A 12,703-nucleotide genomic window follows, 5' to 3' on the forward strand; every position below is an offset into this window, starting at 1 on the left:
GCCCATCCTGCGGCGGCGCGCAGGTCGCCTGCTGAAAAAAGTTCAACACCCGATGGATGTCTGGCCCCGCTGTCTCGAACGCCTCGAAGCCGAATTCCCGCTCGAGGACGTGCACACCTGGCTCAAGCCCCTGCAGGCCGCGCGGCGCGACGACATGACGGTGCTGTACGCACCCAACGCCTTCGTCCGCGACGAGGTGCGCTCGCGCTACCTGGCGCGCATCCGCGAGCTGCTCGCGCATTTCGCCGGCAACGGCGAGGTCTCGCTGGAGATCGGCTCGCTGCCGCGCGCGGCGCCGGAGACGATGGCCGACACGCCGATCAGCGTGGTGCCGCCGCAGGCGCCCAGCGAACCGTTCGCCGGCAACCTCGACAGTCATTACACCTTCGAGAACTTCGTCGAGGGCCGCAGCAACCAGCTGGGCCGTGCCGCCGCACTGCAGGCCGCGCAGAAACCCGGCGACCGCGCACACAACCCGCTGCTGCTGTACGGCAGCACCGGCCTGGGCAAGACCCATCTGATGTTCGCCGCCGGCAATGCCATGCGTGCGGCGAATCCGTCGATGCGGGTGCTGTACCTGCGCTCGGAGCAGTTCTTCAGCGCGATGATGAAGGCGCTGCAGGAAAAGGCGATGGAGGGCTTCAAGCGCCAGTTCCAGCGTGTGGACGCGCTGCTGATCGACGACATCCAGTTCTTCGCCGGCAAGGACCGCACCCAGGAGGAGTTCTTCCACACCTTCAATGCGCTGTTCGACAGCCGCCAGCAGATCATCATGACCTGCGACCGCTTCCCGCGTGAGGTCGAAGGGCTTGAGCCGCGGCTGAAGTCGCGGCTGGCGTGGGGCCTGTCGGTGGCGATCGACCCGCCCGATTTCGAGACCCGCGCGCAGATCGTGCTGTCGAAGGCGCGCGAGCGAGGCGCGCAGATCCCCGAGGACGTCGCGTTCCTGATCGCCAAGAAGATGCGCTCCAACGTGCGCGACCTCGAGGGAGCGCTCAACACGCTGGCGGCACGCGCCAACTTCACCGGCCGCGCGATCACCCAGGAGTTCGCCCAGGAGACCCTCCGCGACCTGCTGCGCGCGCAGATGCACAGTGTCGGCATCCCCAACATCCAGAAGACCGTGGCAGACTACTACGGCCTGCAGATCAAGGACTTGCTGTCGAAACGGCGTACCCGTTCGCTGGCCCGCCCACGCCAGATGGCGATGGCACTTGCGAAGGAACTCACCGAACACAGCCTGCCCGAGATCGGCGACGCCTTCGCGGGGCGCGACCATACCACCGTGCTGCATGCCTGCCGTCAGATCCGCACCCTGATGGAGACCGACGGCAAGCTGCGCGAGGACTGGGACAAGCTGCTGCGCAAGCTCAGCGAGTAGCGCGAAGAAGCCGGTGCACGGAACCGGTACAACATGTGGATAAGTCGACCGCCAATCCGGGGTGCCAGAGTTGTCCACAGGTTGTCTCCAACCCGCACCGACTTGTCCACCCGTTTCACAGTTCCAATTTCTCCAAAGGATTCAACGGGTTGAAGCACTAGCCCACCGATTCCGGCGACACCATCACCACCGCTTTTTGATATTTATCCAATCCTTGATACATGGGCATGGGGGTTAGCGCAGGCATGCGATTCAGTCTTCAACGAGAGGTATTCCTGCGACCGCTGGCCCAGGTGGTCAATGTCGTCGAGCGCCGGCAGACCCTGCCCGTGCTGGCCAACCTGCTGGTGCAGGTGCAGGACGGGCGGGTGTCGCTGACCGGTACCGACCTCGAGGTCGAGATGGTTGCGCGCTCCGCGGTCGACGACGCGGTCGACGGCGAGACCACGATCCCGGCACGCAAGCTGTTCGAGATCGTCCGTGCCCTGCCCGACGGCAGCAAGGTCACGGTCTCGCAGACCGGCGACAAGATCACCGTGCAGGCCGGGCGCAGCCGCTTCACCCTGGCGAGCCTGCCGGCCAACGACTTCCCGTCGATCGATGACGTGGAGACCACCGAGCGGGTGCAGGTGCCCGAGGCCACGCTGAAGGAGCTGATCGAACGCACCGCGTTCGCGATGGCCCAGCAGGACGTGCGCTACTACCTCAACGGGCTGCTGTTCGACCTTGGTGAAAGCCGGCTGCGTTGCGTAGCGACCGACGGCCACCGCCTGGCGCTGTGCGAGGCCGAGCTGGAGGCACCGGTGGTGACGCGGCGGCAGATCATCGTGCCGCGCAAGGGCGTGCAGGAGCTGCAGCGCCTGCTCGAGGGCGGGGACCGCTCGCTGGAACTGGAGATGGACCGCAGCCACCTCCGGGTCAAACGTGACGATGTCACGTTCACCTCGAAGCTGATCGATGGCAAGTTCCCGGATTACGCCGCGGTGATCCCGATCGGTGCCGACCGTGAAGTGCGGGTGGATCGCGAGGTGCTGCGCGCGGCGCTGCAGCGTGCGGCGATCCTGTCCAACGAGAAGTACCGCGGTGTCCGCGTCGAGGTCTCGCCTGGCCAGCTCAGGATCAGCGCGCACAACCCCGAGCAGGAAGAGGCGCAGGAAGAGATCGAGGCACAGACCAGCGTCGATGACCTCGCGATCGGGTTCAACGTCAACTACCTGATGGACGCGCTGAGCGCCCTGCGCGACGAGGAGGTCATCCTGCAGCTGCGCGATGCCAATTCCTCGGCACTGGTGCGAGAGGCGGGCAGCGAGAAGTCGCGGCATGTGGTGATGCCGTTGCGGCTCTGACCTGACCCTATGTTCCACGTGAAACAGTACCCGGCTCCGGCCGGGTACTTCGTTTCGGGCGTTCGCAGGGAAAGTCCGCCTCCCCGCGACGCCCTACACTGCTCTGGCTTTCGCCTTCCGGTACCACCGATCCGTGCGCATCACCCGCCTGCATATCCGCGATTTCCGCCGCCTTCACGACGTCGACGTCAGGCCGGGGCCGGGGGTGAACCTGCTGATCGGCCCGAACGGTGCCGGGAAGACCAGTGTTCTCGAGGCCATCCACCTGATGGCCTACGGCCGCAGTTTCCGTGGCCGTGTACGCGACGGCCTGATCCGCACCGGTGCCGCCGCGGTGGAAGTATTCGTCGAGTGGGATGACGCCGGGCGCGAGCGGCGCGCCGGCCTGCGCCATGGCGGCGACCGCTGGGAAGGGCGTCTGGACGGCGCATCCGTGGACCAGCTGGGCGACCTGTGCGCCGCGCTGGCGGTGGTCAGTTTCGAGCCCGGCAGCCACGCGCTGGTGGCCGGAGGCGGAGAGCCGCGGCGGCGTTTTCTGGATTGGGGCCTGTTCCACGTGGAACATGAGTTTCTGCCCGCCTGGCGCCGCTATGCCCGTGCACTGCGCCAGCGCAACGCCCTGCTCAAGGCGCAGCGCGGTGATGCCGAGCTCGACGGCTGGGAGCACGAGATGGCCGTCGCCGGCGAGACGATGACGCGGCTCCGTGCCGGATACGTCGACACATTGCAGGCGGCGCTGGCCGACGTGGTGCCGGTGATCGCGCCGTCGCTGGGCGCGGCGGGAATGGAGTTCGTCGCGGGCTGGAAGCGCGCGGACCTGAGCCTGCGCGATGCACTGCTGATCTCGCGCGAGCGCGATCGCCTCTCGGGTCATACCACCGTGGGCCCTCACCGCGCCGACTGGCGGGTGCATGTGGCCGCAACCCCGCAGGGCGAGGCGCTCTCGCGGGGGCAGGCCAAGCTGGTGGCGCTCGCCTGCCTGCTGGCGCAGGCACAGGATCTCGCTGGTCGGCAGGGCCAATGGCCGATCGTGGTGCTGGACGACCTCGCCTCCGAACTCGATGCCCACCATCGCGAGCGTGCGCTGGGGCTTCTGGCCGCCACCCGTGCCCAGGTCTTCGTCAGTGGGACCGATCTGCAGCCGCTGGCCAGTGCGGCCGCGGCCGGGGCGACAGTGTTTCACGTGGAACAGGGCAGCCTGATCCCCGACGGGCCGGCCGGCCCAGGCGCATCCGGGGCGGCCGTACCCCCCAAAATGCTATAATTCGTCGATTGTCGAGCCTGCTTCTTTGCCCTTCCGGCCGCCTTGGCCCGGCGCAGGCCGCGTCCGCACAGAGGAACGCATGACCGAGCAGACCCCCGAGTCCACCGCCGCCGGTGGCACCAGCGCCTACGACTCCAGCAAGATCACCGTCCTGCGCGGGCTCGAGGCCGTGCGCAAGCGGCCGGGCATGTACATCGGCGACGTCCACGACGGCACCGGCCTGCACCACATGGTGTTCGAGGTGGTCGACAACGCGGTCGACGAGGCGCTGGCTGGCCACGCCGACGACATCGTGGTGACGATCCACGTCGACGGCTCGGTGTCGGTGTCCGACAACGGCCGTGGCATCCCGGTCGACATCCACAAGGAAGAAGGCGTATCCGCGGCCGAGGTGATCCTCACCGTGCTGCACGCCGGCGGCAAGTTCGACGACAACAGCTACAAGGTCTCCGGCGGCCTGCACGGTGTCGGCGTCTCCGTGGTCAATGCGCTGTCCGAGCACCTGTGGCTCGACATCTGGCGCGATGGCCACCACCACCGCCAGGAGTACTCGCTGGGCGTGCCGTTGTACCCGCTCAAGGAGCTGGGTCCCGATGATCGCCGTGGCACGCTGCTGCGCTTCAAGCCGGCCTCGGAGATCTTCAGCGATACCGAGTTCCACTACGACATCCTGGCGCGCCGCCTGCGCGAGCTGTCGTTCCTCAACTCCGGCGTGCGCATCACGCTCGCCGACGAGCGCGAGGACCGCCGCGACACCTTCGAGTACGAGGGCGGCATCGCCTCGTTCGTGGAACATCTGGCGCAGCTCAAAACGCCGCTGCATCCGCATGTGATCGCGGTCTCGGGCGAACACAACGGCATCAGCGTGGAAGTCGCGCTGCAGTGGACCGATGCCTACCAGGAAACGATGTACTGCTTCACCAACAACATCCCGCAGAAGGACGGCGGTACCCACCTGCAGGGCTTCCGTGCCGCGCTCACGCGCACGCTGACCAATTACATCGAGCAGAACGGCATCGCCAGGCAGGCCAAGGTGGCGCTGTCGGGCGATGACATGCGCGAGGGCATGATCGCGGTGCTGTCGGTAAAAGTGCCGGACCCGAGCTTTTCATCGCAGACCAAGGAAAAGCTTGTCTCATCAGATGTGAGACCGGCTGTTGAGAGCACGTTCGGTGCGCGTTTGGAGGAGTTTCTCCAGGAACACCCGAACGAGGCCAAGGTGATCGCGGGCAAGATCATCGACGCGGCACGTGCCCGCGAGGCGGCGCGCAAGGCGCGCGACCTCACCCGCCGCAAGGGCGCGCTGGATATCGCCGGCCTGCCGGGCAAGCTGGCCGACTGCCAGGAGAAGGATCCGGCGCTGTCGGAACTCTTCATCGTCGAGGGTGACTCGGCCGGTGGCTCGGCCAAGCAGGGCCGCAACCGCAAGAACCAGGCGGTGCTGCCGCTCAGGGGCAAGATCCTCAACGTCGAGCGCGCGCGCTTCGACCGCATGCTGGCCTCGGCCGAGGTCGGCACGCTGATCACCGCGCTGGGCACCGGCATCGGCAAGGACGAGTACAACCCGGACAAGCTGCGCTACCACAAGATCATCGTGATGACCGACGCCGATGTCGACGGCTCGCACATCCGCACCCTGCTGCTGACCTTCTTCTACCGGCAGATGCCGGAACTGATCGAGCGCGGGCACATCTACATCGGCCTGCCGCCGCTGTACAAGATCAAGCAGGGCAAGACCGACCTGTACCTGAAGGACGATGCCGCGCTGGATGCGTATCTCGCCGGCAACGCGGTGGAAGGTGCGGCACTCACCCCGGCAGAGGGCGAGCCGGCCATCGAAGGCGTGCATCTGGAGAAGCTGCTGCTGTCGTACGCCCGCGCCCGCGACGCCATCGCCCGCAACGCGCACCGTTACGACCCGGCGCTGATCGAGGCGCTGATCGACTTCACCCCGGTGGATCCGGAGCGCCTGCGCGCCAATATCGACGAGCGCCATGAGCTCGATGCCCTCGAGGCCCGCCTCAACCGGGGTGGCCTCGGCCGCCCCGTCTATCGGCTCACCCTGCAGGCGGATGCCGACGGCCGGCCTGCGGCGTTGCTGTCCACCCGCAGGCACATGGGCGTGGAACTGCAGCAGGTGCTGCCGCTGGCCGCGCTCGAAAGCGGTGAATTGCGCGCGGTGCGCGAGGCGGCCGAGCTGCTGCATGGGCTGGTCCGCGATGGCGCGATGATCGTGCGCGGCAACCGCCAACAGCCGGTTGCGAGCTTCGCCGAGGCGCAGGCCTGGCTGCTCGAGGAGGCCAAGAGGGGGCGCCAGATCCAGCGCTTCAAGGGTCTGGGCGAAATGAACCCCGAGCAGCTGTGGGAAACCACGGTCAATCCGGATTCGCGCCGCCTGCTGCAGGTGCGCGTCGAGGACGCGGTGGCCGCCGACCAGATCTTCAGCACGCTGATGGGCGATGTGGTCGAACCGCGCCGGGAGTTCATCGAGGACAACGCGCTCAAGGTCTCCAACCTCGACGTCTGAGTCGGCTCGATGCACAGGATCCGGCGGCGATGTTTGCCGGATCCGGCGATATCACGTCCCGTCCGGCTGGAACCGGGCTTGACGAATCGTTAAGCCCCGCCCGATTACAAGTCGAATCCTCTCCCTGCGGAACTCCCGACGCATGAAGCCGATCCTGACAGCGCTGGCCGCGGCCGCGCTTGTGACCGCCTGCGCGACCACGGTGTCGCCCACCGGGCGCACCCAGTACGTGGGCGCCGTCTCCCAGGCCCAGCTCGACCAGCTCGGCGAGCAGTCGTTCGTGCAGATGAAGACCCAGCAGCAGGTGTCGGGCGACGCCCGCCAGAACGCCTACGTCAGCTGCGTGGTCAATGCCATCGTGCAGCAGCTGCCGGCCAACGAGCAGCGCATCCGCTGGGAATCGGCGGTATTCGTGGACGACAATCCGAACGCGTTCGCGCTGCCGGGCGGCAAGGTCGGCGTGTACACCGGCATCTTCAAGGTCGCGCAGAACCAGGACCAGCTGGCCGCGGTGATCGCCCACGAAATCGGCCACGTCATCGCCCGCCACCACGACGAACGCATTACCCGGCAGGCCGGCGCGAGCGGCGCGTTGCAGGTCGTCGGCGCCGTGCTCGGCTCGCGCTATGGCGAGGGGGTTGGCAATGCAGCGGTGCAAGGTGGCAGTATTGCCGCCCAGGCGGGGTTCCTGCTGCCCGGTTCGCGGGAGCAGGAAAGCGAGGCCGACGTGGTCGGCCAGCAACTGATGGCGTCGGCGGGTTTCGATCCGCGGGCCGCGGTCAACCTCTGGCAGAACATGATCGCGGCGAGCGGTGGCAACCGTCCCGCGACGTGGCTGTCGACCCACCCGGATCCGCAGAGCCGGATCGGCGAACTCCAGTCCCGCGCCCAGGGCCTGGTGCCGGCCTGGCAGCAGGCGCGGGCGGCGGGTCGCCAACCCAGGTGTGGCTGACAGGACGTTGGCAGATCGATTCCAGCGCAAACCAACGCACCGGCCCGGTGCCCAATGTCAACGCTACAGGTGATTGCATGAAAGCCACTACCCACGCACCGGCCCTGATCGCGCTCGCGGTTGCCGCCGTCCTCGGCACCGGCACCGTCAATGCCACGGCGACGTCCGGCATCCAGGCCGACGAACAGCAGTGCCAGCGCGAACGCGCGTCGCGCAGCAATCGCCCGCAGGAGCTCTATCCGGAGTCGACCCGCACGGCACCGACCGAGCGTGCCTCGCAGCGCATGGGTGGCCAGCTCAACAAGCTCGGCACCGCGCTCGACAAGGAAGACAACGCGCAGGTGCGGCAGATCGCCGACGAGGTGATCGCCAACGCGCGCGCCAACAACTACGACAAGGCCTATGCCGCGCAACTGGCAGCCAACGCCGCCTACAACGACGATGACCTGGCCGCGGCCAAGACCTACCTCGTGCAGGCGGTGGAACTCGATGCGCTCGACAACAACGCGCACTTCCAGTCGATGATGATGCTGGCGCAGCTGCAGGCACAGGACGAGGAGTACGAGCAGGCGCTGGCCACCCTCGACCGTTACCTGGAAGGCAGCCAGAGCAGCAAGGCCGACGACCTCGCGCTGAAGGGGCAGATCCTCGTCCAGGCCGGCCGCCCGCAGGATGCGATCCCGGTGCTGCGCCAGGCGATCGACGCCGCCGAGACGCCCAACATGGGCTGGACCCAGGCGCTGATGGCGGCCTACCTCGACACCGAGAACACCACCGAGGCCACCCGCCTCGCCGAGCAGATCGCCGCGGCGTCGCCGGGCGACAAGCGCTCCCAGCTCAACCTCGCGTCGATGCATATCCAGGCCGACAACAGCGCCGAAGCGATCGCGATCATGGAACGCCTGCGCGCCGAAGGGCAGCTGACCGAGGACCGCGAGTACCGCAACCTCTTCGCGCTCCACCTCAACACCGAGGGCGGTGAGCCCAAGGCCATCGAGGTCATCAACGAGGGCCTCGAGAAGGGCGTGCTGGAGGGCAACCACCAGACCTACCTCGCGCTCGGCCAGGCGTACTACTTCTCCGAGCAGGTGGCGCCGGCCATCGACGCCTACCAGAAGGCCGCGCCGCTGGCCGAGAACGGCGAGACCTATCTCAACCTGGCACGCATCCTCTTCAACGAGGACCGCATCCCGGAAGCCAAGCAGGCGGCGCAGCAGGCGCTGGACAAGGGAGTCCGCAACCCCGACGAGGCGCGCAAGCTGCTGGCGCACTGAGCGGTCGCCACCTCCGCACTGAAAAAACGTTTTCGGTGCGGTGGTGGCGAGGATTCTTTTTGTTATAGACTTGGGAATTCGCGTCTGCACACGGTGAAGACGCGCTCCAAAGCCACCGACTAGGGGCGCCCCGGCGTCCAGCCAGACTTGAGTTCCCCCCGCATGACGCAACGCTTGCATAACCAACCGCGCGAAGACGAAGGCCTCAACTGGGCGCGTATCGCTGGCTTCACGATGGTGATCGCAGTCCATGCGGCCGCGATCATGTTGCTGATGGCGCCGGTCAATCCGCCGGGCGCGGGACCCGAGGAGGAAGAGGTGACCCAGGTGGTCATCATCGAACCGCCGCCGCCGCCACCCCCGCCGCCGCCGCCGCCGCCGGAACCGCCGAAGCCGCAGCCCATCAAGGAACTGTCGCCGCCGCGCCCGACTCCGGTGCCGCCGCCGCCGGAAGATCCGCCGGTGGTGTTCGACGAGCCGTCACCGGTCGACACGCCTGCACCGACGCCGGCTCCGCCCGCGCCTCCGGCCCCGGTCGCCGATATCGGCGCCAGCGTCGACATTTCGTCGAAGAACATGAACCCGCCGAAGTACCCGCCCGCCGCCATGCGCGCCGGCATCGAGGGTACGGTGATCCTGATCATCGACGTCGACGCCAACGGCAACGTCACCAACGTCAGCGTCGAGACCTCCAGCCGCAACCGTGACCTGGACCGTGCCGCGATGCAGGCCGCACGTGGCTGGCGCTTCAACGCCGCAACCGCCAACGGCAAGCCAGCCGCTGGCCGGGTCCGCGTGCCGGTCGATTTCAACCTCGGCGGCTGACGCCTCCGCGGGTCGCAACACCCGTTCCATACCGCACCATCCATAACTCCAATCTTCATCATTCAAAGGTAAGCGTCATGCTGCAGGAATCCACCAACGCCCCTGTCACCGGAGCCACCGACAACGCCGCGGCAATGAGCCAGATGGGCTTCGCGGACATGCTCCAGCACATGGATGCGGTGAACTGGACGGTGCTGATCGTCCTGATCGCCATGTCGGCCATGTCGATCTACTGGATCATCTTCAACTTCATCAAGAACATGCGCCTGCGCGCATCCGCCGATCGCGTCGTGACCACGTTCTGGGAAACCCCGAACGCCCAGGACGCCATCCGCTACATGGAAGAGCAGCCCGCCAGCGAGCCGTTCTCCAAGGTCGCGCTCGACGCTGCGCAGGCCGCTGCGCACCACCAGCGTCATGAAGGCTCGCGTCTGGTCGAGTCGCTCAACCGTTCCGAGTTCGTCGACCGCGCCCTGCGCCAGGCCGTGATCCGCGAATCGCTGCGTCTCGAGTCCGGCCTGACCGTGCTCGCCACCGTCGGCTCGACCGCTCCGTTCGTGGGTCTGCTCGGTACGGTGTGGGGCATCTACCGCGCCCTGATCCGCATCGGTGCCAGCGGCCAGGCCGACATGGGTGCCGTGGCCGGTCCGGTCGGCGAGGCGCTGATCATGACCGCGATCGGTCTGGGTGTTGCGATCCCGGCGGTGCTGGGCTTCAACTTCTTCACCCGCTCCAACCGCATCACCAACAACAAGCTCGACACGTTCGCGCACGACCTGCACGACTTCTTCGCCACGGGTTCGCGCGTGGGCGATGCGCCGCCGGCCCAGCGCTGATCTCGTCGACGTACTGACGGAGTCCGGATATGGCTTTCAGTTCCAATGAGGGTGGCGGCAAGCCGATGGCGGCCATCAACGTCGTCCCGCTGGTCGACGTGATGCTGGTGCTGCTGATCATCTTCATGGTGACGGCACCACTGATGACCCACCGCGTGCAGGTGGACCTGCCCGAAGCCGATCTGCTCGAACGGCCGGAGGCGGGTCCTGCTCCGCCGATCACCATCGCGGTGACGGACCAGGGCAACGTGTTCATCAACGATCAGCCCGTGTCCCTGGCCCAGCTGGAGAGCGCGCTGTCGGTGGAGGCACAGAAGACCCCGCAGCCGCCGATCAACCTCCGTGCCGACCGCACCACGAAGTACCGGATCGTCAACGAAGTGGTGACCATCGCGCAGTCCCAGGGCATGCGTAAGGTCGGCTTCGTATCGACCGTCGAAAGCAATTGAGGAAGAGCACCCATGGCATTCAGTAGTGGTGACGGCGACGGCCCCATGGCCGAGATCAACATCATTCCGCTTGCGGACGTGATGCTGGTGCTGCTGATCATCTTCATGGTGACCGCCCTGAAGACGCAGTACCCGATCGACATCGACCTGCCGCAGCGTTCGACGACGCCGCCGGACAACCCGGTGGAGCCGCCGGAGCCCGTCCGTCTGCGCATCGACAACTCGAACCAGGTGTTCTGGAACGACAGCCCGGTGCCGGTGACCGCGTTGCGCAACATGATGGAAGCGGAAGTGCAGCGTGATCCGGCCAACCAGCCGACGCTGGAGATCGACGCCAGCCAGGACTCGGACTACGGCGTGCTCGCCAAGGTCCTGGCCGAGGCGAAGAACGCACAGATGCTCAAGATCGGTTTCATCAAGAAGTAATCGCAGGACCTGGCCGGTCGTCGCCTGCAGCGCGCCGGCCAGCCGCTTACCTTTGAACGCCGCCTCCGGGCGGCGTTTTTTTGTCTGCGCCCTGGGCACAGCACGGCGTGGAAGGTAGCGAGCCGACACGGACCGACATCGCCCCGCGACATCGCCCCGCGCCCCGCGCATGAGCGATGGCAGTACCTCGGCGCTGTGATCCGGGTGATCGGAGGGCCAGCCCACCGACGAGTGCACCGATCGGCGAGTCGCGCGGTCGACCTGGCTTTGCGGATCGCGAACCGACGCAGTACGAACGCAGCGGTGTGATCAGCCGCCGACGATGCGCACGTAACGGGCGACGGTGGCGGCGAGCCCGTCGTAGAGCGCCTCGCCGATCAGCGCATGGCCGATCGAGACTTCCAGCACGCCGGGCACGGCGGCAAGGAACGGGTCGAGGTTGTCCTGGTTGAGGTCGTGACCGGCATTGACGCCGAGCCCGGCATCGCGGGCACGGCGGGCGGTGTCGACGAAGGGAGCCAGCGTCGCGGTATCGCCGCGCGCGTGGCCCTCGGCGTAGGGGCCGGTGTAGAGCTCGATACGCTGTACGCCGATCGCGGCTGCCTGTTCCACGTCGGCGCCGGCATCCGCGAACAGGCTGACCCTGCATCCCAGTGCCTGCAGCACCGACACCGGTGCGCGCAGGCGCGCGGCATCACGCGCGAAGTCGAAACCGTGGTCGGACGTCAGCTGGCCATCGTCGTCCGGCACCAGGGTCGCCTGGTCGGGTCGCGCCAGTTCGCACAGCGCAACAAAACCCGGATAGCCCTCGCGTGCCCCGGCGAACGGGTTGCCTTCGAGGTTGAACTCGACGCCGCGCTGCCGGCACAGCGCCGCCAATGCGATGACGTCATCGGTGCGTGCGTGGCGTGCGTCGGGGCGCGGATGGACGGTGAGTCCGTGCGCGCCGGCCTCCAGGCAGACGCTTGCCGCACGCACGACATCCGGTTCGCCACCACCGCGCGAATTGCGCAACAGGGCGACCTTGTTGAGGTTGACGCTGAGCCGGGTCATGCGTTGCGTGCGTGCTCAGCGTGCGGTGTCACGGTCGCCAAGCGTGGCGGCGGCGGCGGCGGCGCGGCGCGCCTCGGCCTCCTCGCGCAACCGCCGCAATTCGGTCGGGTCGATCATCATGGTGTCGTCGCGGCTGCGGGTTCCCACCCGCTGTGCGAGAAGCGACAGTACCCAGATCACCAGGAACACCAGCGCGGCCAGCACGCAGATGACGGCGAGCGCCATCGAGGTGGTCGACATCGCGATGGCGAATGCCGCGATCGCCAGCAACAGGAACAGCCAGGGCATGGGCGCTCTCCTTGAGCCTCGTCCGGTGAAGTCTACCCGCTGCGTGGCGCGGCGGTCGCCGCTCGCGAACGCCACGGCACCG

At 67.3% G+C, this 12,703-nt stretch carries 12 protein-coding genes; 10 read left to right on the top strand and 2 right to left on the bottom strand.

Annotated features, from left to right (window positions below; genetic code table 11):
* The first annotated feature begins 52 nt into the window (after positions 1-52).
* The 10 genes from dnaA to ERL55_RS00050 all read left to right on the top strand — a co-directional run bounded on the left by dnaA (position 53) and on the right by ERL55_RS00050 (position 11,280).
* Positions 53-1,381, top strand: a complete 1,329-nt coding sequence (gene dnaA / locus ERL55_RS00005) for a chromosomal replication initiator protein DnaA (protein WP_129134598.1) — start codon at positions 53-55, stop codon at positions 1,379-1,381.
* Between the two features lie 245 nt (positions 1,382-1,626).
* The gene (dnaN, locus tag ERL55_RS00010; RefSeq protein WP_129134599.1) at positions 1,627-2,727 is read left to right on the top strand and encodes a DNA polymerase III subunit beta; all 1,101 of its coding nucleotides are present in this window, start codon (positions 1,627-1,629) and stop codon (positions 2,725-2,727) included.
* Between the two features lie 148 nt (positions 2,728-2,875).
* Positions 2,876-3,991, top strand: coding sequence for a DNA replication/repair protein RecF (gene recF, locus ERL55_RS00015; protein ID WP_232141569.1), 1,116 nt, complete (start codon positions 2,876-2,878; stop codon positions 3,989-3,991).
* Positions 3,992-4,070: 79 nt separating this feature from the next.
* Positions 4,071-6,518 carry a DNA topoisomerase (ATP-hydrolyzing) subunit B gene (gyrB, locus tag ERL55_RS00020; RefSeq protein ID WP_129134601.1) on the top strand — a complete coding sequence of 816 codons (2,448 nt, stop codon included), beginning with the start codon at positions 4,071-4,073 and terminating at the stop codon, positions 6,516-6,518.
* Between the two features lie 142 nt (positions 6,519-6,660).
* Positions 6,661-7,470, top strand: coding sequence for a M48 family metallopeptidase (locus ERL55_RS00025; protein ID WP_129134602.1), 810 nt, complete (start codon positions 6,661-6,663; stop codon positions 7,468-7,470).
* Positions 7,471-7,547: 77 nt separating this feature from the next.
* Positions 7,548-8,744 (top strand): tetratricopeptide repeat protein, encoded by a 1,197-nt coding sequence (locus ERL55_RS00030; protein ID WP_129134603.1) that lies wholly within the window; start codon positions 7,548-7,550, stop codon positions 8,742-8,744.
* A gap of 162 nt (positions 8,745-8,906) precedes the next feature.
* Complete coding sequence (locus ERL55_RS00035; protein ID WP_129134604.1) at positions 8,907-9,569, top strand: energy transducer TonB; 663 nt, start codon at positions 8,907-8,909, stop codon at positions 9,567-9,569.
* Between the two features lie 77 nt (positions 9,570-9,646).
* Positions 9,647-10,405: a MotA/TolQ/ExbB proton channel family protein gene (locus ERL55_RS00040; protein ID WP_129134605.1), complete on the top strand. Its 759-nt coding sequence runs from the start codon at positions 9,647-9,649 to the stop codon at positions 10,403-10,405.
* Positions 10,406-10,434: 29 nt separating this feature from the next.
* Entirely contained in the window at positions 10,435-10,854 is a 420-nt protein-coding gene (locus tag ERL55_RS00045; RefSeq protein WP_129134606.1) for a biopolymer transporter ExbD, read from the top strand.
* A gap of 12 nt (positions 10,855-10,866) precedes the next feature.
* Positions 10,867-11,280: a biopolymer transporter ExbD gene (locus ERL55_RS00050; protein WP_129134607.1), complete on the top strand. Its 414-nt coding sequence runs from the start codon at positions 10,867-10,869 to the stop codon at positions 11,278-11,280.
* A 309-nt stretch (positions 11,281-11,589) separates the two neighbouring features.
* Here ERL55_RS00050 and ERL55_RS00055 read toward each other — a convergent pair whose 3' ends face one another.
* Complete coding sequence (locus tag ERL55_RS00055) at positions 11,590-12,333, bottom strand: pyridoxine 5'-phosphate synthase (protein ID WP_129134608.1); 744 nt, start codon at positions 12,331-12,333, stop codon at positions 11,590-11,592.
* 15 nt (positions 12,334-12,348) lie between these two features.
* The gene (locus tag ERL55_RS00060; protein ID WP_129134609.1) at positions 12,349-12,621 is read right to left on the bottom strand and encodes a hypothetical protein; all 273 of its coding nucleotides are present in this window, start codon (positions 12,619-12,621) and stop codon (positions 12,349-12,351) included.
* Between the last annotated feature and the right edge of the window lie 82 nt (positions 12,622-12,703).

Origin of the sequence: Luteimonas sp. YGD11-2 (genome assembly GCF_004118975.1) — a bacterium.
GTDB classification, from domain to species: Bacteria; Pseudomonadota; Gammaproteobacteria; order Xanthomonadales; family Xanthomonadaceae; genus Luteimonas; species Luteimonas muca.